Below are 23,525 nucleotides of genomic sequence, written 5' to 3' on the forward strand. Positions count from 1 at the left end.
GGGTCGCAGGCGAACGACCTGAGGAGGAAACCGCTGATGCTGCGGCTGGGACGGCGCGAATTCGACGCGCACGAGCCGGTGATCATGGCGATCGTGAACCGTACGCCTGACTCCTTCTACGACCAGGGCGCGACGTTCCGCGACGAGCCCGCGCTCTCCCGCGTCGAGCAGGCGGTGTCGGAGGGCGCCGCCATCATCGACATCGGTGGGGTGAAGGCCGGTCCCGGGGAGGAGGTCACGGCCGACGAGGAGGCGCGGCGCACGGTCGGCTTCGTGGCCGAGGTCCGCAGAAGGCACCCGGACGTGGTCATCAGCGTCGACACCTGGCGGCACGATGTGGGCGAGGCGGTCTGCGAGGCGGGCGCGGATCTGCTGAACGACGCGTGGGGCGGCGTCGACCCGCGGCTGGCGGAGGTCGCCGCGCGGTACGGGGCGGGGCTGGTGTGCACGCACGCGGGCGGCGCGGAGCCGCGGACGCGGCCGCACCGGATCGCGTACGACGACGTGGTGGCCGACATTCTGCGGGTGACGGTCTCCCTGGCGGAACGCGCGGTGGAGCTGGGCGTCCGTCGTGACGGGATCATGATCGACCCGGGCCATGACTTCGGGAAGAACACGCGGCACTCGCTGGAGGCGACGCGACGGCTGGGCGAGCTGGTGGAGACGGGGTGGCCGGTGCTCGTCTCGTTGTCGAACAAGGACTTCGTCGGGGAGACGCTGGACAAGCCGGTGAAGGAACGGTTGATCGGGACACTGGCGACGACGGCGGTGTCGGCGTGGCTGGGGGCGCAGGTGTACCGGGTGCATGAGGTGGCGGAGACGAAGCAGGTGCTGGACATGGTGGCGACGATTGCGGGGCGGCGGGGGCCGGCGGTGGCGCGGCGGGGGCTGGCGTAAGGGTGCGGCGCGCCTCCGAACTGGGGGTTCGCCCTTCGGGCGGGTCCTCGATCTCCCCCAGACTTCGTCCGAGGGACCCCCGGACGGGCTTGATTTCCGCCGGTCGGCCTGAAGATTCAGGCGGACCGGCGGAAAATTCAGCCCCGCCGGCGATTGAGGCGCGGGGCCCGGGGCGGAGCCCCGGTAGGGGAACCCGCGGCCGCGCCTAGTGGCCCGTCTCCTTTGTCACCATCGCGACCGCCTCATCCACCTCGTCCGTCACATGGAAGAGCAGCAGATCCTTCGCCGACGCCTTCCCCTGCGCCACCACCGTGTTGCGCAGCCAGTCCACCAGGCCGCTCCAGTACTCCGTGCCGAACAGCACGATCGGGAAGCGTGTCACCTTGCGGGTCTGGACCAGGGTCAGCGCCTCGAACAGTTCGTCCAGCGTGCCGAGGCCGCCCGGGAGCACCACAAAACCCTGTGCGTACTTCACGAACATCGTCTTGCGGACGAAGAAGTAGCGGAAGTTCACTCCGATGTCGACGTGCGCGTTGAGGCCCTGTTCGAAGGGGAGCTCGATGCCCAGGCCGACCGAGATGCCCTTCGCCTCGCGCGCGCCCCGGTTCGCCGCCTCCATGACGCCCGGGCCGCCGCCCGTGATCACCGCGAAGCCGGCCTCAACCAGGGCCCTGCCGATCCGGACACCCGTGTCGTACTCGGGGGTTCCCGGCGCCGTGCGGGCGGAGCCGAAGACACTGATCGCGCTGGGAAGTTCGGCGAGCGCGCCGAAGCCCTCCACGAACTCCGACTGGATGCGCATGACCCGCCACGGGTCTGTGTGCACCCATTGGGAGTCGCCCTCGGTGTCCAGCAGCCGCTGGTCGGTGGTGCCGGACTGCACCTGTTCCCTTCGGCGCAGTACCGGTCCCAGTCGCTGCTCCTCCAGCGCCCGCAAACCCTCGGATCCCTCGGGGTTGCCCATGACCTGCTCCCTCCGCCGAACTCTGCCGCACTCTGCCACGCAATGCCGTGCACTGCAGAACATCGTTGCTTTGGGTCAGGGTAGGTCGGCGAACGTTACAAGATGTGAAATCCCAGCGGTCAGGCAGTGAGCCAGTCGCGCAGCCGCCCCTCGCAGTGCGTGATCTTGTCCACCTCGACATGCTCGTCCCGCTTGTGTGCGTAGATAGGGTCACCGGGTCCGTAGTTGACCGCGGGCACGCCCAGCGCGCTGAACCGGGAGACGTCCGTCCAGCCGAACTTGGGCTGCGCGGTGCCGCCGACCGCCTCCATGAACGCGGCCGCGGCCGGGTGTGAGAGCCCCGGCAGGGCGCCCCCCGAGTGGTCGTCCACGACGAATTCGGCGACCCCGCAGTCCGCGAAGACCTCGTGGACGTGCGCCAGCGCCTCCGCCTCGCTCAGGTCGGGTGCGTAGCGGTAGTTGACCACCACGGTGCACTCGTCGGGGATGACGTTGTTGGCGACGCCCGCCTCCATCGCCACGGCGTTGAGCCCCTCCCGGTACTCGAGCCCGTCGATCACCGGTCGTCGCGGTTCGTACGCGGCCAGCCGCGCCAGGATCGGCGCCGCGGCGTGAATGGCGTTGGACCCCATCCAGCTGCGCGCGGAGTGTGCCCGCTCCCCCGTCGTACGGAGATGGACCCGCAGCGTGCCCTGGCAGCCGCCCTCGACCTGCGCGTCCGACGGCTCCAGCAGGATCGCGAAGTCGCCCTCCAGCCAGTCGGGATGGGCATCGGCCACATGCCCGAGACCGTTGAGGTGTGCGGCAACCTCTTCGTTGTCGTAGAAGACGAAAGTGAGGTCGCGGTTGGGCTCGGGGACGGTCGCGGCGATCCGCAGCTGCAGCGCGACGCCCGACTTCATGTCGCTCGTGCCGCAGCCCCACAGCACGCCCTCCTCGTCCAGCCGGGACGGCACGTTGTCGGCGATCGGGACCGTGTCGATGTGCCCGGCCAGGATGACCCGCTCGCTGCGCCCGAGGTACGTACGGGCCACGACGTTGTTGCCGTGCCGGTCCACGGTGAGGTGCGGCACGGCGCGCAGCGCCTGCTCGATCGCGTCGGCGAGGGGCTTCTCCGTGCCGCTGACCGACGGGAAGTCGACGAGTGCAGCGGTGAGCGCCGGGGCGTCAAGAGTGAGGTCAAGCACGGTGTCAGGCATGGCTCCGACCCTAACGCGGGCTCCAGTACGGTGGGCACCGTGTCCGAGACCGCCTCCCCCCTCCGGCGCGGCCGCCTTCTGCGTATCGCGGCCGCGTTCGCCGTGCTTCTGGCACTCATCGGCTATGTCGTCATGCAGTACGTCACCGGCGGCGGAACTCCGCGCTGCACGGTCCGTACGGCCGAGGGCGCGGGCGGCCCCACGTACGAGCTCAGTGCCGAGCAGGCCGCGAACGCCGCGACAATCTCCGCCGTCGGCACCACCCGCGGCATGCCGGAGCGCGCAGTCACGATCGCGCTCGCGACCGCCCTCCAGGAATCGGGCCTGCGCAACATTCACCACGGCGACCGCGACTCGCTCGGACTCTTCCAGCAGCGCCCCTCCAAGGGGTGGGGCACGAGACAGCAGATCCTCGACCCCGTCTACGCCGCCGGGAAGTTCTACGAGCATCTCGCCGAGGTCCCGGGCTACTCGCGTCTCCCGCTGACCGTCGCCGCGCAGCGCGTCCAGCGCAGCGGCTTCCCGCAGGCGTACGCGAAGCACGAGCCGGACGCGACGCTCCTGGCGGCTGCTCTCACCGGGCGCGCGACCGGGGCTCTGACCTGTGAGTCGGTTAAGAGCCGCGAGGCGGGCGACCCGGCGAAGGTGCGTCAGGAACTGGTCCGCGCCTTCGGTCCCGAGGTGCTGCCGAGGGCGACCACGTCGGGCCGGGCGGCGGGGGCACCCGGAGCACGCGAGGTGTCCGTACCGGTGCCGTCGACGGTCGGGACGGACGGCGGCGGGGCGTCCCAGCGGGGCTGGGAGCTGGCGCACTGGGCGGTGGCGCGGGCGGACGGGCTGCGCATCGAGGAGGTCTCGTACGGGGGCCGGGTGTGGAGCTCGAAGAAGTCCGAGCAGGGCTGGCGCACCACGGGCCCCGACTCCGCCGCGGGCACCGACTCCGCTGCGGACGCAGATTCCGGCACCGGTACCGATTCGGGCGCCGACCCCGATTCCGGCACCGATTCCGGCACCGATTCCGACGCGGACGGCCGCACCGACTCCGACTCCGACTCCGCCGCGAACGAAGACTCCGGCACCGGCACCGAATCCGCTGCTGCGAACGACGGCTCCGGCACCGAATCCGGCACCGATTCCGATTCCGGCGCCGGCTCGGATTCCGGCGCCGGCCTCGATTCCGCTGCCGGCAACGTACGAATTCGACTCGCACGCTGATCCGAGCACTCCCCCGAACGAGCCACGCCACCCAGCTTTCGGCGAGAACTCTCGAGGCCGTTTGGGCCGATAGCCGCTGATCGCCCAATCCCCTTGAAAACAAAGGGAAGTGACGGTTCAGCAGGCCCTTGCGCAATGCAATGTTTGCCCGTTTTTATCCGAAGCCGATAATGCGATGCATTACCAACTCTTTACCTCGGTGTACCGCAACTTCCCCCGCCCTCCGAGGGGTTGTCACTGCGTCCGAACGCCGGAGACCGCACCGGGACCGGCACCGGGCAGGCACCATTCCAACGTCCTTCTCGTCTCAAGGAGCATCATGTCCCTCCCCCTGACCCGTCGGATCGCCCGTGCCGCGCTGCTCATCGCGGCGGGCGCAGCCCCCGTGGTCGGTGCGGCCGGCTCCGCAAGCGCCGTCGAACTCCCGCAGGCCCCGGTCGGCGGCCTCACCGCGCTCGACGCCGACGGCCTCAGCGGCACGGTCGACGGTGCCACCCAGAAGACCTCCAACCTGGCGGGCGACACCGGCGGCGAGGCGGTCAAGCAGACCCTCCCGGCCGCGGCCAAGACCGTTGGCCAGGCGGGCAAGACCGCGACCCCCGCCGCGCAGAAGGCCGCCGGTGACACGGCGGGCAGCGCGGGCAAGGTCGTCGGCGAGACCGCCGGCACCGCGACCGAGTCGCTCGGCGGCAGTGGCCTGCCGACCGGGTCGCTCGGCGGCGGCCTGCCGACCGACGGGCTCGCCGGTGGCGGCCTCCCCGCCACCGACCAGCTGCCCGTGAAGTCGCTGCCGCTCGGCTAGTTCCTAGCCCCCGCACATGAGGTAGTCCCACATAGGAAGGGCCCCGGGAGCGTGCTTGGGTTCTAGGAGTCGTTGCAACACCCCAGTTCAAGGGGTGCGATGGACTTCGAGATCCGCGAGGACCGGCAGCCGCAGGGACGCAAGAAGCTCACTCGTGAGCGGGCGGCATACTTCCGGCTCGTGCAGCAGGGCGTAAGCAATACGGAAGCGTGCCGGATCGTCGGGATCAACCGGCGGACCGGGAAGCGCTGGCGATACGGACGCAACCCGTCCGGCGGGAACAAGGCGGCACCACCGATCCGTTCGGTGGTGCCGCCTTCCGTACCCTCGCGGTACCTGCGCGAGGCCGAGCGGATCCACATCGCCGACCGGCTGCGGGAGAAGGCCACGATCCGCGCGATCGCCGTCGAACTGGGACGCAGCCCCTCAACCATCAGCCGGGAGATCCGCCGCAACCGGCACCCGGGAAACGGGCAGTACCGGCCCTTCGCCGCCCAGGCCCGCGCCGATGGCCGCCGGCCCCGCCCCAAGCCGGGCAAGATCGGCCAGAACCCCGAACTGCGGGCCGCGATCCAGGCCGGCCTGGACGAACGGTGGAGCCCGGAGCAGATCTGCCACGCTCTGCGCAGGTACTTCCCCGACCGGCCGGAGATGCACGTGGTCCACGAAACCGTCTACCAGGCCCTCTACGTCCAAGGACGCGGAGAACTACGCAGACAGCTCGCCGGCGCCCTGCGCAGTGGCCGCGCCCGCCGCAAGCCCCACCGGCAGGCCAACTGCCGCCAGCCCCGCTTCACCGACCCGATGGTCATGATCAGCGACCGCCCGGCCGAGGCGGAAGACCGGGCGGTGCCCGGCCACTGGGAGGGCGACCTGATCATCGGCAAGGACAGCGCCTCAGCGATCGGCACCCTCGTCGAGCGAGCCACCCGCTACGTGATGCTGCTGCACCTGCCCGACGGGCGCGGCGCCGAGCAGGTCCGCGACGCCCTCCAAGAGACCGTGCAGCGGCTGCCTGCCCACCTGAAGCGGTCCCTGACCTGGGACCAGGGCAGCGAGATGGCCGCCCACAAGAGCTTCACGCTCGCTACCGACGTCCCCGTCTACTTCTGCGACCCGGCCAGTCCCTGGCAGCGCGGATCGAACGAGAACACCAACGGCCTGCTGCGGCAGTACTTCCCCAAGGGCACCGACCTGTCCGTCCACACCCGCGACCACCTCGACGTCGTCGCCGCCCAGCTCAACGGCCGGCCACGCAAAACGCTCGGCTGGGAAACCCCAGCCGAGCGCCTGCATAAACTCCTCGCGGCCTGAACAACCGACCACGTGTTGCAACGACCCCTAGAAACCGCCGTGTGCTCCCGGGGCCCTTCGTCATGCTCAGCCCAGGCGCTTGACCGCCGCCTCGACACGCTCGTCGGTCGCGGTGAACGCCACCCGTACGAAACGCTCACCGGCCGTTCCGTAGAAGTCGCCGGGCGCCACCAGAATCCCGAGCTCCGCCAGGTGCGCCACCGTGTCCCAGCACGGCTCGTCGCGCGTCGCCCACAGATACAGGCTGGCCTCGCTGTGCTCGATCCGGAAGCCATGCCCCTCCAGCGCCGTGCGCAGTGCGGCGCGCCGGGCCGCGTACCGCGCCCGCTGCTCCGTGACATGCGCGTCGTCGCCCAGCGCCGCGACTGTGGCGGCCTGCACCGGCGCGGGGGTCATCATCCCGCCGTGCTTACGGATCTGGAGCAGCTCGCCCAGCACGGCCTCGTCACCGGCGATGAACGCGGCGCGGTAGCCGGCCAGGTTGGACCTCTTGGACAGGGAGTGGACGGCGACGACGCCCTCGTACGTACCGCCGCAGACATCCGGGTGCAGGACGGAGACCGGCTCCGCCTCCCAGCCCAGCTCCAGGTAGCACTCGTCGCTGAAGACCAGCACGCCGTGCTCGCGCGCCCACGCGACGATGCGGATCAGCTCCTCCTTGGCCAGCACACGGCCGGTGGGGTTGGAGGGCGAGTTGAGCCAGAGCAGCTTCAGACCGGCCGGGTCGAGGTCCGTGGGGTCGTCGTAGACGACGGCCTCCGCGCGCGCCAGCCGCGCGCCCACCTCGTACGTCGGGTAGGCAAGCCGCGGATAGCCGACCTTGTCGCCGGGGCCGAGACCCAGCTGGGTCGGCAGCCAGGCCACCAGCTCCTTGGAGCCGACGACGGGCAGGACGTTCGTGTGCGCGACGTCGACCGCGCCGAGCCTCAGCTCGACCCACCCGGTGAGCGCGTTCCGCAGCTCGGCCGTCCCCCACACCGTCGGATAGCCGGGCGAGTCCGCGGCCTCGACGAGAGCCTTCTGGATCAGCTCGGGGACGGGGTCGACGGGCGTGCCGACGGAGAGGTCCACGATGCCGTCGGGGTGGGCCGCGGCCGTCGCCTTGTACGGCTCGAGCTTGTCCCAGGGGAAGACGGGAAGGCGCGAAGAGACTGCGGACACAGGTTTCTCTTTCTCGTACGTGGAGCGGTGGCGGCGGCAAACGCCTCGGTCCCGTACGGACGACGAACCGTACGGGACCGGGGGCGGAGCACTTGCCGGCTTACTGGTTCTGCGGCGGCAGTGCAGCGATGAAGGGGTGGTCGCGCTCGATCAGGCCGAGCTTGGAAGCACCACCGGGCGAACCGAGCTCGTCGAAGAACTCGACATTCGCCTTGTAGTAGTCCTTCCACTCCTCCGGGGTGTCGTCCTCGTAGAAGATCGCCTCGACCGGGCAGACCGGCTCACAAGCACCACAGTCGACGCATTCGTCCGGGTGGATGTACAAGGACCGGGAGCCCTCGTAGATGCAGTCGACGGGGCACTCCTCGATGCACGCCTTGTCCTTGACGTCGACACAAGGCTGCGCGATGACGTAGGTCACGCTGTCGTTCCTCCTCGGTAGGGCTGGCATTGCGCGGGAGCGCGGCGTCGTCGATGCCCGCCCCTAGTATCTCCGTTCTTGGGGACGATCCGAACAGGAGGGGCTAACAGAGCTGTGGAATTCACCGGCGGCGGACGGCTCGAAGTCCGTATTACGCCCGCTGACGTGGGAAAACGTGTATCAGTGAGGCGTCTGAGCGACTCCGGCGGGGGGCCCGAGAAGTTCACGGACACGGTCGGCGTTCTCACATCCTGGAACGAAGGTGTGCTGCTGATCACACGACGGACCGGAGAGAGCGTCCGTATCCCGGAATCCTCCCTGGTCGCGGGCAAGGTCGTGCCTGCCGCACCGGCCCGGCGAAGGGGTCCGGCGGCGGACTTCGAAGAGCTTGCCAGGGTCACCGCGCGCGCCTGGCAGCCGGTGGAGAGCGAGCGGCTCGGCGACTGGGAGATGCGGGCGTCCTCCGGGTTCACACGGCGCGCGAACTCCGTGCTGCCGCTCGGTGACCCGGGTCTGCCGCTGGACCGGGCCCTGGCACAGGTCCGGACGTGGTACGAGAAGCGTGGCCTGCCCGCGTACATACAGACCGCGACCGGGGCGGCGGGGACACAGGAGGAGCTCTGCGCCGAGCTGGAGGCGCGCGGCTGGCGGCGCGAGGTCTCGGCGGAGGTGCGGATCGGCTCGCTCGCCGCCATCGGCGACCTGGACACGGACGTGGCGCGGGTGCGGCTCGCGCGCTCCTTCGACGAGGCCTGGCTCCAGCGCTACCAGCGGTTCGGTGTGCCCGGCCCACATGTGCTGAAGGTACTGAGCAGCGGCCCTTCGGTGTGGTTCGCCTCGGTGCCCGGCGAGGGTGGTGTGCCCGCGGCGATCGGGCGGTGCGTGGTCGACGGACGCTGGGCGGGCTTCATGGCGGTGGAGGTGGACCCGGCGCTGCGGCGTCAGGGCATCGCGACCACGGTGATGACCGCGCTCGCGCGGCGCGCGCTGGAGGAGGGCGCATCGGCGGCGTGGCTCCAGGTGGAGTCCGACAATGAAGGGGCGCGTGCGCTGTACGAGGGGATGGGCTTCGCGGCCCACCACCGCTATCACCACTTCCGAGCTGCGTAGGCGGGTACAAATCGCGTATGTACGACGAACCCCCCGACATGCCTGTCGACCGGCGGCCCGACCGGCGGCGGCAGTTCGCCGAGGAGGCCCGCTGCGAGCGGCCCGACCTCTCGCTGCTGTGCCTGCTGGTGGGCACGGTGGCGGATCCGGCGCTGGACGACGCCGGCCTGGACGCGGCCCAGATCGAACTGGACCGCCTCGCGGGCATGCTCCCCTTCGGCCTGACCGGCCCCCGCGCCTGGGCCACGGCCCTGGCCGACCTGCTGGGCGGTCACTACGACTTCAGGGGCAGCCCCGGCGACTATCAGCGCCTTGAGTCGTCGCTGCTGCACGAGGTGCTGCGGCGCCACCGTGGCCTGCCCATCCTGCTCTCGGTGGTGTGGATCGAGGTGGCGCGCCGGGCGGGCGCACCGGTGTACGGAGTCGCCCTGCCCGGCCATTTCGTGGTCGGCTTCGGCGACCCGGCCGCTCCGGACGACCAAGTCCTGGTCGACCCCTTCGACGGCGGCCGGCTGCTGACGGGCTCCGACGCGGACCTGCTGGTCGCGGGGGCGACGGGGGCGCCGCTGGACCCGTCGATGCTGACGCCCGCGGATCCGCTCGACCTCGTACTGCGCATCCTGAACAACATCCGCGCGTGGGCGGCGGCCCGGCCGGAACAGTCGGAGGTCGCGCTGTGGGCGCTCGACCTGTCGTTGCTGCTGCCCTCGCATCCCGCGCGGCTGCGGTACGAGCGCGCACAACTGCTTGTACAGCGCGGGGAGTTCCTGACGGGTGCGGCAGAACTCGACGCGTACGCGGAGGTGGTGGCGGCGGTGGACCCGGCGACGGCGGACGTGATCAAGGAGAGGGCGCGGGCGGCGCGGGCGATGCTGAACTGAGTCCCGGGGTTCCGGTTCTGGTGCGCCCCGGGTGTCCCGGTGTCACACGCGCACGGCGTCGCGACTCTCAGATGCAAGAGGTCGGACCCTGCCGGCGGGCTGGTGACATGACAGCACCACGCGCGAGCGTGAGGTTGATCTCAGAGACGTCCGTACGCTGCGTGCATATCCGGGGCATGTGCGGAAAGTGCCATCATGAAGTGTCCAGGATGCCTTTACCTGCGCGTCGGACGACGCCGACGCCCAACAGCAAGGAACCCGACATGGCCACCGGAGCGACCGACAGCCCTGCGACCCTCTACGGGCCGGTCTCCCTCGTCCTCGGCACCGTCGCGCTGATCGCCGCAGTGCTCTCCGGCTTCGTCGGAATCGCGATCCCGCTCCTGGCCGGCAGCCTCGCCGTCACCTTCGCCCTCCTCGGCCTGGCCAACAAGCTCAACCGAGGCCAGTGCGCCATCGGCCTGGCCGCCGGATCCCTCGGCGTGCTCTACCCGGTCCTCCTCGTCGCTGCCTCCAGCGCCTGACGCGTCCTCCCCATGGAACGGGGAGGACACCCGACCCTGGCCGTTCTTCCTGTCTTGCGGCGCTACGTCGTGGCGCCATGGAAAGCCGGACCGCCGTAAGGAGAAGGGGCCCGCCACGCGATGCGCGTGGCGGGCCCCCCTTTTTTTGCACCGCGAACTGCAACGGCGTCTGCTGCCCCACTCAGCCGGTCGGTCCGTCAAGGCCACACGAAAAGCCGCTGCCCTTTCGGGCACTGCCCCAGGAGACACTTACGCCCCACCCCTCCTCCTCCCTAGGGTCGTTGACGCAGCCCTGACAGAAGGAGGCGAAGGGCCGGTGTGAGCCCCCTTTTCAGGGCCCTGATGCATGAGGCGTCGATGGCAGCGGCGTCCAGCTCCAGCGGGCCCGCTCTGCGCAGTTCGGTCAGCAGTGCCTGGTGCAGACCGGGCCGGACCCCAACTGCGGCAGATCCGTCCCGCCGGCACATCTCTCCAGCTCACGCCCTTCGCAGAACGTAGACGACGCCCCCACGGCGAGACGGTCGTCCACCGGCTGCTGCCCGCCCGGAAGCGGTGGCGCGGCAGAGGCCGGGCAGGGAGGAGCGGCGATATCCGCTCCCCCACGTCGTCAGTGGCATTGAAGAAGGATGAAAGGAAACAAATAATGCAGCTTTCTCGTGTTGCCAAAGTGACGGCGCTGTCCGCGGCTCCGCTCATGCTTGTCGCGGGCGGGTTCCAGGCGTTCGCCTCCACCAACTCCCCCTCCGACCAGGCCCTGCGGCCGGGCGCTGCGGCGTTCTCCGTATCCGCACTGTCCTCCGACGGACTGAAGGACGTGTCCGGCGTCAGTGCGAACAGCGCCGAGGGCAAGGCCCTTCAGACGCAGGGGTTCGGCGTCATGCGGGCGGCTTCGGGTGAGACCGCCGTCGTCGACAGTTCCATGGCCCGCGAGGGGATCACCGCGGCGGCCGGCAAGGGCTTCGTGGAGCTGTCGTGGAAGGGCTACGCGAAGGACGCCCGCTACGTGATCACCCGGGGCGGCCAGGATGTGGCCACCCTGGCCGCGGGGGTGACGTCCTTCCGCGACACGAACGTGAAGCCGGGCGCCGATTACAACTACCAGGTCGTGCCGCTGCTGCCGAAGAGCGGCAGCCCGGAGTCCCGGCTGTACGGCATGAAGGTGTCCGTCCCCGCCTCCGGATCACTGACGGGTCTGCGCGAGGAGGCGGTCGAGCGGGCGGCTGCAGCGGGCGTGGCCAAGACGTCCACGTTGTCCTGGGTCGGCTTCATCCCGCAGAAGAAGGTCGACGCTCCCGTGGCGGGCTGTTCGTACGGCAAGAACTTCCAGTTCGGCGGCGACGGGCACTCCGACTTCAACTGGAAGTCGAGCAAGTACCGCTTCGCCCTGCACGCGACCGTCACGTGGAAGTCCAAGGCGGTGGTGGGCAACAAGCACATCCAGCCCACCCACGTGTACGTGAAGAAGACCGGCAAGTACGTCACCAAGAAGACCGCCAGCGCCAAGGACACGTACGCCAAGAAGCTGGGGTCGGGCAAGAACTACGTGGACCTGCGGATGGTCGTGCACGCCACCAACCCGTTCTGCAAGGGCCTGGGCGGAGTCAAGGGCGCTGCCGACGGGGCCTTCACCATCAACCTGACCACGAGCGGGAACTACACCATCCGCTCCGGCAAGCACCGGCTGTTCCCGAACCACCACATCTACATCTACGACGGCGGCAAGGTCACCAACGTCTACACGCGGAAGTACGCCAGCGTCGCCTGCCTGATCGGTTCGATCACCTGCCCCGAGGCTGACCTGACCGGCCGCTACGGCAAGTTCTGACCTCAGCGACAGGTTTCCTTGCAGGGTGCGTGCCGGGCGTCTTGTACGCCTGGCACGCACCCTGTCGTCTTTGGCCCCGGAGCGGGAGTGATTCAAGCGCCTCCGCAACGGCTACGAGATATGACGACCGGACGCCGTCGAACCGCCGGCGCCGGAAAAGGGAGTGGCGGCGCGGCTCGGGGGAGATGAGCCGCGCCGCCAGAGGGAGCTGACCGGTGACCAGCCACTTAGCCGGCTGATCGGTAACCATGTGGTCAGCGGTTGGCCAGGATCGCCTTCCAGTAGCCGGAGCCGCTGGTGACGTTCTGTTCCTTGATGACCTTCTTGCCGAACGACTGGTAGTTCGGCGTCGCGGTCCACCTGGTGCCCGCGAGGTAGCCGCCGATGACCTTGCGGGCCTCGATCTTGCCGGCGAGGATCCCGATCGCCGCGTTGACGTTGGTCACCTTCGCCTCACCGCGCACGAAGCCGCCCGGCTTGACGGGCTTGGCCTGGTACTTCACCGAGACCTGCTCGCTGGTGACCGGGATGCCGTAGATCCGCTCGGTCACGGTGAAGGTGACCTTGGTGGTTCGCTGCTTGTCCTTGCCCTGGACCGTCCTGACGGTCTTGAGGAAGTTGACGTCCGCGTTGTACGGGGTCACCACCCGCAGGTCACGGTTGACCGTGCCCTTCATCGACGCGGTCAGCGCCGTGTAGACGCCGCGGTTCTGCAGGTAGTTGACGAACTTGACCTTCTTGGCCTGCGGCAGCTTGTTGAACTGCGCCAGGGTCTGCTTCGCCTCGGGCTTCTTCGACGTCTTGAGGTAGCTGACATAGCCGCTCACGGTCAGCTTCTTCGCCGCGGCCTCAGCCTGGACGCCCGCAACAGCGGCCGGGGCGGACGGGGCAGCGGTGGCCGCGGAGGCAGCCGGGGCGAGAACCGCGACCGCTGCGGCGCCGGCGACGACGGCGGTGGACATACGACGCATGGTGGGACCGGTGTTCACTACTGCTTCTCCTCTTCGTACGGGTGTGCTCCGTGCACAACGACCCTACGAATTCGTGCAGTTGACCGGTATTGACTCTTCGGGTGCTGCCCTGACGGCCACCTCCCTGATGGCCAACCGCCCTCGTCGGACCGCAAGTTACTGTCGTGTATGTGTCAGAGCGATCGGTTAGATTGGATCACGATTGCCGCCGCACTCGGGGCACGGGGCTTCGCTGGGACGAGCGGCATCAGGGAGACGAATTCGCACATGCGCACCAACCGCACTACTGCAAGCGTCCTTCTCACCCTGGCCATGACTACAGTCACCCTTCTCGTCGGCCCGCAGGCGTATGCGACAGAGAAGTTCTACGACGTCCACAACAAGAACCACACCCGGGCGACCCTGGTCGTCGCGGACCGGGAGAAGGACCTCCTCCACAGCCTCTCCGGTGACTACACCGCCCCCAAGAAGGGCGGCACCTACGAGATGCGCGTGATCGTCGACGAGCCGAAGAAGGCCCCGAGGGCGTTCACTGGCTGGAAGAAGGCGAAGTACGTCGGTGAGATCAGCCACGTCTACCGCGCCAGCTGGGGGCTGAAGAAGCCGCAGAAGTTCCCCAACGGAACGACGATCCACGTCCAGATCAAGGGCCACGGGACCACCCCTCGCTTCGCTCTCTGACCTGTACGCCGCGACCCGCGTCGGCTGACCGGTGGTGCGGGTCGCCCATTTCTAGGGGGAAATGTTGAAAAAGCGAGTGAATCGAGAGGACATCGCGCTGTGCCCCTACGGGAGCCCCCGGACCGGGCCGTTCGATGCTCCCTGGGACATCGGCCGGCTCACTGACCGGGAAAGGCAGGTCCTGCTGCTCCTCGGCGGTGGCCTGTCCAACCGTGAGCTGTCCCTGAAGCTCGGGATAGCTGAACGTACCGTCAAGGCGCACATCTCGCGGATACTGGCCAAACTCGGCCAGACGTCACGCCTGCAAGCTGCGGTGATCTCCGTCCTGGCGCACGACCGGCTGTGCCCGGACCCGCGGTGCACCAGACACCTGCCGCTGATCCCCACCCAACCCCATGCGGTGCCCTCTCGCGCGGCCCAGTACAGCAATTGCGCTTGAGGTGACGAGGTCACAGCCCGTAGGGCTGTGACCTCGTTTGCAGTGGCCGAGTCGGGATTGGTGCTGTTGGCAGGCGGCGCCAGTGGGACCAGCGCACCGACCTCATGTGGGCCGATTCCCTTCCTTCAGCAGGGGCGAGGTGAGCTTCCGGAACTCTTCCTCCGTCACCGCGCCCGGCACCACGGCTGCCGCCCGCCCCTTGCGGTCGATGATCACGCTGAAGGGAATGAACTGGGTGTTCAGCAGCCCTCGGGGAAGCCGCAGAAGCTGCTTCCCTGTCGGGTCGACGATGCTCGGATACGACAGCCCGTACTCCTTCTCGAAAGCCCGCGCGCTCCCCAGGTTCGAATCCCGGGTGATCCCCAGCACCTCCACGCCCTTGTCCTTCATCGCAGTGCGGAACCTCTCCAGCCCCGGCGCCTCCGCCCGGCATGGCCCGCACGTGAACGACCAGGTGTTCAGGATCACGACCTTCCCCCGGTAGTCCGACAGCCGCACCGCGGCCCCGTCCAGCGACTTTCCCGAAAGATCCGCCAGCGCCGGACGCTCGTTCACCGGGAACTTCCGCGCCGCCCCGGTCTCCGGATCAATCTCCGGCCCCTTCCCGGCAGCACACCCCGACAACAGCGCGCACAGCGCCCCGGCCCACGCCACAGCACGTTTCACTCTCATGCCGGAAGTATCCCAACTTGCTCACCAGACGGCGCAGTTGCCCCACGCTCGCTTGGACTGATTCCGGCTGAATGGCGAATACCCCGGGATGCGCCTCCCCGGGGCACGCTGCCGCGGCGGCAGCGCGACGAAGGGGCCCGCTGCACACACTGCGCGGCGGGCCCCTCCTCGTTCAGGTGCTCAGGAGATGCCCCACTCCTCGGCCTTGCGGTTGCCGCACTTGGAGATGACGGACTTCGTACCGCTCGTGTCGTTACGGGAGATCAGGCACTTGCCCGCCCACTTGCTGATGATCCGGCTGCCGGAAAGGGCCCACTGCTGGGTCTTCGAGGAGGCGTTGCACGGCCGCTGTGTGACGGCCGTCCCGTTGCTCGTGCTCGATATGCCCATGCACTTGCCCGACCGCTTGTTCTTGATCGTGTAGATACCGTGGGAGTTGCCCTTGAGCGTCCACTTCTGATCGGTGGCCGTGGAACAGCCCTTCTGCATGACCGGCGCGTTGTTGCTGGTCTTCCCGTTCACCGACAGGCACAGATTCTTCGCGCTCCAGACCTTCTGAAGGCGCACGTTGTTGTAGGCGGCGGTTCCAGCGTTCGCCGGCGCTGCGGAGACGGCGAACAGGGACACGGCCGCGCCGGTGAGCACAAGAGCCCGGGCTGCTTTATGCATGGAACCATTTCCCCTTTTCGGGTGGAGGTGCAGGTTTTTCAGATGGTCTGACGCTCTCGCAGATCACCTACCGCAGTCGGCGTGGTCGCCGTCACCGCGGCTGCCGTCGGCGTTCTCGTGGCGCGTGAGAAGACCCTGCCCACGTTGGGCGTGCAGGCCGCCCCGGGGGTGACGCGCCGGAGTACGCGCGGATCGAGAAGAGGTTCCCGGACACCCTGAACGGTCACGACCCTGCCGTGGAGGTCTCGATCTCCGGCCAGGCCACCACCATCGACGGGGCTCTCGTAGAACTGAGCCGGATCGTCAGCCCATCCGGCAGCAGGCTCAATGCCTGTGACAGCCGGAGGGGGCCCGCCACTCAGCGAGCCCCTCTCGCGCCCGGACGGGGCTACTGGACGCCGCCGGACACCTGCTTGCCCTTCTTCGGGTAGTGCACGGTGAAGTAGTACTTGCCTGCGCTCATCTGCTTGAACGGCGCCATCCAGCACACGTTGCTGTCCTTGCCGCTCAGCTTCTGGATCAACGGGTCCTTGCCCTCGACCTTCTTGTAGAGCTCGGCGGTGAACTTCGTCTTCCCGTTGCCCTTGATGCAGACGTTCAGAAAGTGCTTGCCCTTCGTGACGCTGCGCACCGGCGAGGACTGGGAGGCCTTCCCGTTGCTCGTGAACGAGGTCTGCCAGGCCAGCGCATCACCCGCGCTGCCCAGCCCCAGCGCGAGCGCCATCGCGCCGACACCGGCCGCCTTCGCGAACCGCTGCTTGATCATCGTCGCCCCCATACATGACGCGTCCAGCACGAGGACACACCCGCCCCCGTACGTACCCGGAAGATCACCAGGCACCGCTGGTGACGGTACCCACGACCATCACACCGGCGCGTCCGGCGTCGGGGAGGTGTACCAAAGGGCAGTGCCCCGACGACCGGCGTCCCCTCGTCCGTCGCGAAAGGGCCCGTCGAGGACATAAAGGGCGTCAGTAATTTCCCGCCTCAGATTCTCCTCAAGTCACGTGACCCCACTTCGCCACGGCACTATAAAAGTTCCCGACCACGCAGGAAGATCACTCGCCGAAAAGCGAGCAAGGGGGAGCAATTGTGAACAGGAAGAGGAATGCTGTCGCCGGGATGGTCACATCCGCCCTGGCTGTCGGACTGGCCGTGACCGGGCCTGCCTCGACCGCGCATGCCGAGCCCGGCGGCCGTTGGTACATCGTCAACCAGGCCAACGGCAAGTGTATTCAGGGGAACGGCTACAACAAGAACCTCACGCTCGGCACGTGCCGGAAACGGGACGCTTTTCACTGGAACAACTACGGCTCCGCGAAGTACACCAACTACAGCACCGGAACCGCCCCGTTCGGCATGGCATGCCTGGCCGGCAACGGCAGGAATAAGCCCGTGTCCCTCAAGCGCTGCGACGGTGGAGCCGGGACCGCGGGATGGGGAATCGCTTCCTTGAACAACGGGGCAAAGACTCCGATCGCGAACGCCGCCAATTGCGGATATCTTCAGGCCGTGAGCGCGACCGCTCTCAAGTGCGGCAAACGGCCTGCCAACCGGAAGACCATGACCTGGATCATCAAGTACTCGCTGTAAGTGCAGTACATTCCATCGTCAACGGTGAATTCACCAGGATGCCGGGAGGCCGCGCGTAAAGCCCGCGGCCGAAAGGGCTCTACGCCGGGACAAGGCTGTAACGCAGTGCGCAAAACGCAACGCGTTACAGCCCTCCGCCCGGAGAGAGTCCAGCGGAGGCCGTCGGCCTTGACGGCTCTCAGAAACCGCCTACAGCCAGCCCTTCTCGCGCGCCGTCCGCACCGCCTCCGCCCGGTTCCTGACCGCCAGCTTCTGGATCGCCGTCGACAGGTAGTTGCGCACCGTCCCCTGCGACAGATGCAGCCGCGCCGCCAGTTCCGCGTTCGTCGCGCCGTCCGCCGCGGACCGCAGGACCTCGCGTTCGCGGTCGGTCAACGGGTTGGCGCCCTCCGCCAGGGCCGCCGCCGCCAGGCCCGGGTCGATGACGCGTTCGCCGGCGAGCACCTTGCGTACCGCCTCGGCCAGTTGGGCCGCGGGGGCGTCCTTCACCAGGAAGGCGTCCGCACCCGATTCCATCGCCGTGCGGAGGTAGCCGGGGCGGCCGAAGGTCGTGAGGATGACGATCTTCACCGCGGGGAACTCCGTGTGGAGTTCGCGGGCCGCCTCGATGCCCGTCTTGCCCGGCAACTCGATGTCGAGCAGGGCCACGTCCACCTCGTGGGCCCGGGCCGCCGTCAACACCTCGTCGCCGCGGGCGACTTGGGCGACCACCTCGAAGTCCGGGTCCAGGCCGAGCAGCGCCGCAAGGGCCTCGCGGACCATCGACTGGTCTTCGGCCAGGAGGAGTCGGATCATGAGGCGGATCCTAGAGGGACCCGGACGGTGAGGATGAAGCCGCCGGCTTTTCCGGAGCCCGTGATCACCGTGCCGCCGACCTCCGTGACGCGTTCGCGAAGACCGGTGAGCCCGTTGCCGAACGTCGCGCTGCCGCCATGGCCGTTGTCCTCCACGGTCAGCTCCAGCATCGGGCCGTCCAGCGTCTGGCGCGGCGTCAGCGCGATGACGCAGCGGTGCGCGCCGCTGTGCCGTACGACATTGGTCACCGCCTCCCGCAGCGACCAGGCGAGCGCCGCCTCCTGCTTCTCGGGGACGTCGGGGGACTCCGTGGGGACCTCGGCCGTGATCCCGGCTGCCGCCAGGGCCGTGCGTGCCCCCGCCAACTCGCCCGGCAGCGTCGGCCGTCGATAGCCGGTGACCGCCTCCCGCACGTCCACCAGCGCCTGCCGGCTGACCTTCTCGATGTCGGCGACCTGCTGGGCCGCCCGCTCCGGCTGGTCGGGCAGCATCCGACCGGCCAGTTCGCTCTTCAGGGTGATCAGGGAGAGGGAGTGGCCGAGGAGGTCGTGCAGGTCCCGGGCCAGCCGCAGGCGCTCTTCGTTCGCGGCGAGCTGGGCGACCGTTGCCCGGGCCTCGCGCAGTTCAACGGTCGTACGCACCAAATGCCGCACGCCCGTCATCGAGAATCCGCCGAGCAGGGCGGGGATGACGACCGCCGGGAGGATGCTCCCCGGGTCGTCGGTCTTCAGGCCGATCAGAACCATCGCCCCGGTGATCCCCGGGATCGCCCAGCGGGCCAGCCGCAGCGGCAGCACCGCTCCGGCCGACACCGACACGTACACGAAGAGCACCAGCCACTCGGAGCCGAGCGTCAGGGACAGGACGACGGAGAGCGAGAAGAGGCCGGCGAGCGTGGCGTAGACCGTGGTGCTGGCCAGGGGCCTTGAGGTGTGGCGGAAGACCAGGGCCAGATAGACGGCTACGAAGGCCACCAGGCCGAGCCACCCGAGGGCGGTCGGCCAGGCGGCGTGTCCGCCGTTGACGAGGTCACTGACCGGGGCTCCCATGAAGGCCAGCCAGATGCCGATCCACATCAGCTTGATGAAGGCCTGACGGCGCGTGCTCGCAGGGCGCCCGATCCCGGCGAAGGTTTCCTCGTTCACGCCTTCAGTGTGTCCTTCCGGTACAGCCAGGCCGCACCTGCGGCAAAGATCAGGAAGTACGCGGCCAGTATGGCAACGTCCTTCAGGTGCGGGGACGTTCCGAGCTCGATGGCCTGACCGAGGGCGGCGTACGCGTGCGTGGGCAGCCATTCCGCGATGTTCTGCAGCCACTGCGGGTAGACGGTGGTGGGCATCCACAGGCCGCCGAGGATCGAGAGGCCGAAGTACAGGATCATCGTGACGGGCCGTACCGCGTCGCCCGAGACGAGATAGCCGAGGGCCACTCCGAGGGCCGCGAAGCAGAGGCTGCCTGCCCAGATCGCGCCGGTGAGCGCGAGCCACTGCCAGTTCTCCAGGCGTACGTCCTTGGCCGCGGCCGCCACCACGAAGACGATCACGATCGACGGCAGGGTGACCACGGCGGCGCCGGCGATCTTCGCCAGGACATAGCCGCGGCCGGGCAGCGAGGTGAGGCGCAGCTGGCGGACCCAGCCCTTCTCGCGCTCCTTCGCGATCCGTTCGCTGTTGCCCATCAGTACGGCGGTCAGCGCGCCGAAGGACGCCATCGCGACCATGTAGAACGCGGGCATCGTCAGATTGGTGTGCGGGACCTTGGCGGTGGAGTCCTGGGTGCCGGCGATCATCAGGAAGAGCGCGGAGGGATAGATCACCGAGAAGAACATGAACTTCTTGTTCCGCAGTGCGCGGGTGATCTCGAGCTTGATCAGTGCCCCGGAAAATTGATTCAGCACAGCGCCTTGGCCTCCTCGGCCTCCGTGATGGCGACGAAGGCCTGCTCCAGGCCCAGTCCTGCGACTTCGAGATTGCGGGGGTAGACCCCGAGTCCGTACAGCGCGTGGACGGTCGCATCCGCGTCGTGCGACTGCATGCGGACCGTACGGCCGGACAGGGAGAACGTGGACAGGAACGGCAGCCCGCGCAGCGCGCTCTCGTCGACAGCGCCCTCGAGGTCGAAGGAGATCCGCCGGGCGCCCGCCTTCGCCTTGATCTCGGCGGCCGTGCCGTCGGCGAGGAGACGCCCGCGGTGCAGCACGATCACCCGGTCGGCGATCGCGTCGGCCTCTTCCAGATAGTGCGTGGCGAACAGGACCGTACGGCCCTGCTCGGTCTGCTCGCGCATGGTGGCCCAGAAGGACTGCCGCGCTGTGACGTCCATGCCGGTGGTCGGCTCGTCGAGCACGATGAGGTCGTTGGCTCCGGCTGTCGCGAGCGCGAACCGCACGCGCTGCTCCTGGCCGCCGGAGAGCTTGTCGACCATACGGTCGGCGATCTGGGTGATCCCGGCCTGCGACAGCACCTGGTCTACGGGGTACGGCTTGGGGTGCAGCGCGCAGGCGAGCCGCACCAGTTCGCGGACCTTCACCTCCTCCATCAGGCCACCGCTCTGGAGCATCGCGCCGACGCGGCCGTCCGTGACGGCCTGCCTCGGGGTCGTACCGAAGAGCTGGATGGAACCGGTGTCGGCGGGGCGCAGGCCGAGGAGCAGGTCGAGGGTGGAGGACTTGCCCGCGCCGTTGGGGCCGAGGAGGGCGACGGTCTCACCCGGGTGGAGCGTCAGCGAGAGATCGGCCACGGCACGGACCGAGCCGTAGCTCTTGCTCACATTCTCGAAGCTCACCACCGGGCTCGTCACGGTGGGAGCGGCTGTCGTCGTCATGTGCCAAGACTGGCCGTGGGCAGGGGTACGGCGTCAGTGTCGGTGGTCGTGACTGAGGGATGACAGATGTCATGGCCACGGTCGTGACAGAGGTCCTGACAGAGGTCGTGCCAGAGCCCCCGCCCGGGACCGGGCAGGGGCTCTGATCAGCTACGGCAGGGTTCGCGCTAGCTCGGGTCGAGCTCGATCGTGGCGGTGCGCTCGGCAGCCGTCTTGCCCCGCAGCGCCGTCCCCATCGCCTGGGCGACATCGTCCGCGGTGAGCTGGTGCTTCTTTCCGTCACCCTTGGTGATCATGATCCCGTCGAAGACGCCGTCGAGGAGCTCGGTGATCGCCTTCTTGTCGTAGACCTCGACCAGCTTCCCGTCGATCGCCTTCATGGAAAGGATCTTCGGCAGCGACTTGGCCGGGCCGAACTGGATCTGCTTGCCGCCCGCCTTGATGGTGATCAGGCCGGACATCGCGGGCTCGGCGAACTGCTCCATCGCCCGGTCGAGCTCGGTCTGGGTGATTCTCGGCTGGCGGGTGGCGACGGGCAGTTCGACGACGTTCGGCCTGCCGGTCTCGACCTGGGCGCGGTAGGCGTCCTTGACCGAGAGCATGGAACGGCCGACGTCCAGCGTCAGACCCGCCTTGCCCGGTACGGCGACGGCCTTGTTCGGCTCGAACCTGATCGTGCCCTCGCTCGCCGAGCCGGAGACGCCCGCGAGGTCGGTGAGCGCCACGCTCAGCTTCTCCTCGTCGACGAGGATCACCGGTTCGGCGACCCGCTCGGTGCCGAAGAGGGAGCCGATCACCGAGACGGGGTTGTAGTCGCTGCCCGCGGCGTTACGGACGGTGGCCTGGCTGTCCAGGGAGAGCCCGGCCTTGTCAGGGGCGAGCTGCTCCTTCTTGCCGCCGACCGAGAGCTGCAGCGGCTTGGCGGCCTGCTTGCCGAGGGCGGTGTCGAGCTTGCTGACCGCCTCCTCCTTGGTGCCGCCGCCGATGTCGACGCCGAGGACCGTGGTGCTCTTCGGTACGTCGGAGTGGTTCAGCAGCAGTCCGGCGCCGTACGCGATGCCGAGCAGGCCGACCACTCCGGCGCCGGCGAGCACCAGCTTGGAGCGGCCCTTCTTGGCAGGCGTGGGCCGGGGTGCGGGCCTCGGGGTGGCGGGTGCCGGGGTCGGCACGACGGGACCGGCGGGGCCGCCGCCGGGGCCGGCCGGGAACTCCGGTGCGGAGAAGTCGCCCTCGTCCGCGGGGCCGGGGTATCCCCCGATGACCGGGTTCGGTCCGGTGCCGGGGCCCGGCGGCGGGCCGCCGAGCGGCGGGAAGGGCGAGCGGTGGTCGCTCGGGACGACGGGGATGCCGCTGGTGAGCGTATCGCCGGAGACATGGCCGGCGGGCGGCTCGGGGGCGGATCCCGCGGGCTTCTGCGGGGTCAGCACAGCGGTGTCGTCGGACATCCGGGGCGTGCCGGGGCCGCCGGGGACGCCAGGGCCGCCGGGACCTGGGACGCCGGGGACCATCGGACCGGGGACGCCGGGAACGCCGGAACCGCCGCTCGTGCCGGGACCGCCCTGGCCGCCGGGGCGCGGGCGGATCGGCATGCTGCCCTTGACGGGCCCCGAAGTCGGCCCGGCCGGCGGGCGCACTCCCAGCGGGGGCGTGTTGTTCCCGGGCCCGGGAGCGAAAGCGTTCGGGCCGGATGCCCGGCCGTCGGCGTTTGCCGCCAGGTCGCTGAGCGAGCCGCCGGCGCGAGGCACGCCGGGACCGCCGGGACCGCCGGAGGCAGGACCGCCCGAGCCGGGACCGTCGGAGAGGTACGGCGAAGACGCGCCGCTCCCGCCGCCACTCGTGCCGCCACTCGCGGACGCCGGGCCCGCGGGCGCGCCCGGAGCCGGAGCGGACGGCTGCGCGGCCGAGGCCGACAGACCCGCCCCGTTCGTGGCGGAAGAGGACTTCCGCGGAGCGAACCAGTCGCTCGCCGGAGCCTTCTCCTCGGCCGGCGGCTCCACCGCGGGTGCGGCAGTCTCCTGCGTCACATCGGGCCGCGGTGTGCTGCCCGTGCGCTCGCTGCTCTGTCTGCCGGAGGAGCCGGTGGAGCCCGAGGAAGCAGCGGAAGCCGCCGAGGCGGTGGCCGCGTCCACGTCACTCATGGGCGTGCGCATGACCACCGGCGGGATCGGCCGCGAACCCGGGATGTTGATCCGGATGCGCGTGGTCAGCGTGGTCTCGGTCCTGGGCTCGTCCGACTGCTGCTCGGGAACCGCGTCGGCCTCGTCCGGTGCGTCCTGCGTGGGATGCAGCGACGGATACTGGCGGGTTCCGTACGGCGGTGTTCCCGAGGGGTACGCGGCTCCACCGCGCCCCTGGGGGCCGGAGGACGAACTGTCAGTTTCACGACTCAAAGCAGGTTCTCCCGGTTGGCTTCGCCGCCCGTTTTTTACTGGATAGCTACTGCTGTGGGCGGCTCGGCGGCGCGCACCACCATACTGGGCGCCGCCGACAGACACCCCGGGACTGTGGGAAGCGACATACCGCCGACCGTACGGGCATGGTCAGTTCAGGGGCTTCCCACCCCTCGGGG

At 69.1% G+C, this 23,525-nt stretch carries 23 protein-coding genes and 1 pseudogene; 11 read left to right on the forward strand and 13 right to left on the reverse strand.

Annotation, left to right across the window (positions count from 1 at the left end; translation table 11 throughout):
• Positions 1-36: 36 nt before the first annotated feature.
• Positions 37-897, forward strand: coding sequence for a dihydropteroate synthase (gene folP, locus OG729_RS13905; RefSeq protein WP_405806290.1), 861 nt, complete (start codon positions 37-39; stop codon positions 895-897).
• Between the two features lie 205 nt (positions 898-1,102).
• Here the strand turns inward: folP and OG729_RS13910 are convergent, their stop codons facing one another.
• Both OG729_RS13910 and dapE read right to left on the reverse strand, forming a co-directional pair.
• Positions 1,103-1,861 carry a TIGR00730 family Rossman fold protein gene (locus tag OG729_RS13910; RefSeq protein ID WP_360873660.1) on the reverse strand — a complete coding sequence of 253 codons (759 nt, stop codon included), beginning with the start codon at positions 1,859-1,861 and terminating at the stop codon, positions 1,103-1,105.
• Positions 1,862-1,980: 119 nt separating this feature from the next.
• Complete coding sequence (dapE, locus tag OG729_RS13915) at positions 1,981-3,060, reverse strand: succinyl-diaminopimelate desuccinylase (protein ID WP_405806292.1); 1,080 nt, start codon at positions 3,058-3,060, stop codon at positions 1,981-1,983.
• Positions 3,061-3,099: 39 nt separating this feature from the next.
• Here dapE and OG729_RS13920 point away from each other — a divergent pair.
• The 3 genes and pseudogenes from OG729_RS13920 to OG729_RS13930 all read left to right on the forward strand — a co-directional run.
• A pseudogene (locus tag OG729_RS13920) lies at positions 3,100-3,990 on the forward strand (hypothetical protein); the annotation flags it as partial.
• Positions 3,991-4,594: 604 nt separating this feature from the next.
• A complete protein-coding gene (locus OG729_RS13925) occupies positions 4,595-5,077 on the forward strand; it encodes an ATP-binding protein (RefSeq protein WP_405806293.1) in 483 nt (160 codons plus the stop codon).
• Positions 5,078-5,176: 99 nt separating this feature from the next.
• A complete protein-coding gene (locus tag OG729_RS13930) occupies positions 5,177-6,391 on the forward strand; it encodes an IS30 family transposase (protein WP_405803418.1) in 1,215 nt (404 codons plus the stop codon).
• 66 nt (positions 6,392-6,457) lie between these two features.
• On the opposite strand, the gene OG729_RS13935 is transcribed toward OG729_RS13930, so the two are convergent.
• Together OG729_RS13935 and fdxA are read right to left on the reverse strand one after the other, a co-directional pair.
• The gene (locus OG729_RS13935; RefSeq protein ID WP_360873668.1) at positions 6,458-7,552 is read right to left on the reverse strand and encodes a bifunctional succinyldiaminopimelate transaminase/glutamate-prephenate aminotransferase; all 1,095 of its coding nucleotides are present in this window, start codon (positions 7,550-7,552) and stop codon (positions 6,458-6,460) included.
• A gap of 100 nt (positions 7,553-7,652) precedes the next feature.
• Positions 7,653-7,973, reverse strand: a complete 321-nt coding sequence (fdxA, locus tag OG729_RS13940) for a ferredoxin (RefSeq protein ID WP_018089397.1) — start codon at positions 7,971-7,973, stop codon at positions 7,653-7,655.
• Between the two features lie 114 nt (positions 7,974-8,087).
• Here fdxA and OG729_RS13945 point away from each other — a divergent pair, with 114 nt between their 5' ends.
• The 4 genes from OG729_RS13945 (at position 8,088) to OG729_RS13960 (ending at position 12,313) form a co-directional block, all read left to right on the forward strand.
• Positions 8,088-9,083, forward strand: coding sequence for a GNAT family N-acetyltransferase (locus OG729_RS13945; protein ID WP_405806294.1), 996 nt, complete (start codon positions 8,088-8,090; stop codon positions 9,081-9,083).
• A gap of 17 nt (positions 9,084-9,100) precedes the next feature.
• Complete coding sequence (locus OG729_RS13950; protein WP_360873674.1) at positions 9,101-9,964, forward strand: transglutaminase-like domain-containing protein; 864 nt, start codon at positions 9,101-9,103, stop codon at positions 9,962-9,964.
• A 263-nt stretch (positions 9,965-10,227) separates the two neighbouring features.
• Positions 10,228-10,488: a hypothetical protein gene (locus OG729_RS13955; protein ID WP_360873677.1), complete on the forward strand. Its 261-nt coding sequence runs from the start codon at positions 10,228-10,230 to the stop codon at positions 10,486-10,488.
• Between the two features lie 643 nt (positions 10,489-11,131).
• Positions 11,132-12,313: a hypothetical protein gene (locus tag OG729_RS13960; RefSeq protein WP_405806295.1), complete on the forward strand. Its 1,182-nt coding sequence runs from the start codon at positions 11,132-11,134 to the stop codon at positions 12,311-12,313.
• Positions 12,314-12,567: 254 nt separating this feature from the next.
• Here the strand turns inward: OG729_RS13960 and OG729_RS13965 are convergent, their stop codons facing one another.
• Positions 12,568-13,275, reverse strand: coding sequence for a hypothetical protein (locus OG729_RS13965; RefSeq protein WP_360882582.1), 708 nt, complete (start codon positions 13,273-13,275; stop codon positions 12,568-12,570).
• A 321-nt stretch (positions 13,276-13,596) separates the two neighbouring features.
• Here OG729_RS13965 and OG729_RS13970 point away from each other — a divergent pair, with 321 nt between their 5' ends.
• Both OG729_RS13970 and OG729_RS13975 read left to right on the forward strand, forming a co-directional pair.
• Positions 13,597-13,965 (forward strand): hypothetical protein, encoded by a 369-nt coding sequence (locus tag OG729_RS13970; RefSeq protein WP_405806297.1) that lies wholly within the window; start codon positions 13,597-13,599, stop codon positions 13,963-13,965.
• Between the two features lie 76 nt (positions 13,966-14,041).
• A complete protein-coding gene (locus OG729_RS13975; protein ID WP_405806298.1) occupies positions 14,042-14,404 on the forward strand; it encodes a helix-turn-helix transcriptional regulator in 363 nt (120 codons plus the stop codon).
• Positions 14,405-14,506: 102 nt separating this feature from the next.
• On the opposite strand, the gene OG729_RS13980 is transcribed toward OG729_RS13975, so the two are convergent.
• The 3 genes from OG729_RS13980 to OG729_RS13990 all read right to left on the reverse strand — a co-directional run bounded on the left by OG729_RS13980 (position 14,507) and on the right by OG729_RS13990 (position 16,511).
• Positions 14,507-15,076 carry a TlpA family protein disulfide reductase gene (locus OG729_RS13980; RefSeq protein WP_405806299.1) on the reverse strand — a complete coding sequence of 190 codons (570 nt, stop codon included), beginning with the start codon at positions 15,074-15,076 and terminating at the stop codon, positions 14,507-14,509.
• A 180-nt stretch (positions 15,077-15,256) separates the two neighbouring features.
• Entirely contained in the window at positions 15,257-15,745 is a 489-nt protein-coding gene (locus OG729_RS13985; RefSeq protein ID WP_405806301.1) for an RICIN domain-containing protein, read from the reverse strand.
• 388 nt (positions 15,746-16,133) lie between these two features.
• Complete coding sequence (locus OG729_RS13990; RefSeq protein WP_405806303.1) at positions 16,134-16,511, reverse strand: hypothetical protein; 378 nt, start codon at positions 16,509-16,511, stop codon at positions 16,134-16,136.
• Between the two features lie 356 nt (positions 16,512-16,867).
• Between OG729_RS13990 and OG729_RS13995 the strand changes: the two genes are divergently transcribed.
• The gene (locus tag OG729_RS13995) at positions 16,868-17,338 is read left to right on the forward strand and encodes a hypothetical protein (protein WP_405806304.1); all 471 of its coding nucleotides are present in this window, start codon (positions 16,868-16,870) and stop codon (positions 17,336-17,338) included.
• A gap of 189 nt (positions 17,339-17,527) precedes the next feature.
• On the opposite strand, the gene OG729_RS14000 is transcribed toward OG729_RS13995, so the two are convergent.
• The 5 genes from OG729_RS14000 to OG729_RS14020 form a co-directional block, all read right to left on the reverse strand.
• Positions 17,528-18,133, reverse strand: a complete 606-nt coding sequence (locus OG729_RS14000; protein ID WP_405806305.1) for a response regulator — start codon at positions 18,131-18,133, stop codon at positions 17,528-17,530.
• Positions 18,130-19,209 carry a sensor histidine kinase gene (locus OG729_RS14005; RefSeq protein ID WP_405811125.1) on the reverse strand — a complete coding sequence of 360 codons (1,080 nt, stop codon included), beginning with the start codon at positions 19,207-19,209 and terminating at the stop codon, positions 18,130-18,132. The genes OG729_RS14000 and OG729_RS14005 overlap by 4 nt, the downstream gene beginning before the upstream one ends.
• 65 nt (positions 19,210-19,274) lie before the next feature.
• Positions 19,275-19,961 (reverse strand): ABC transporter permease, encoded by a 687-nt coding sequence (locus tag OG729_RS14010; RefSeq protein WP_405811127.1) that lies wholly within the window; start codon positions 19,959-19,961, stop codon positions 19,275-19,277.
• Positions 19,962-20,023: 62 nt separating this feature from the next.
• Entirely contained in the window at positions 20,024-20,956 is a 933-nt protein-coding gene (locus OG729_RS14015) for an ABC transporter ATP-binding protein (RefSeq protein WP_360882606.1), read from the reverse strand.
• Between the two features lie 167 nt (positions 20,957-21,123).
• Positions 21,124-23,346 (reverse strand): hypothetical protein, encoded by a 2,223-nt coding sequence (locus OG729_RS14020; protein ID WP_405806306.1) that lies wholly within the window; start codon positions 23,344-23,346, stop codon positions 21,124-21,126.
• Between the last annotated feature and the right edge of the window lie 179 nt (positions 23,347-23,525).

Source organism: Streptomyces sp. NBC_00210 (assembly GCF_045160975.1).
Classification (GTDB): domain Bacteria; phylum Actinomycetota; class Actinomycetes; order Streptomycetales; family Streptomycetaceae; genus Streptomyces.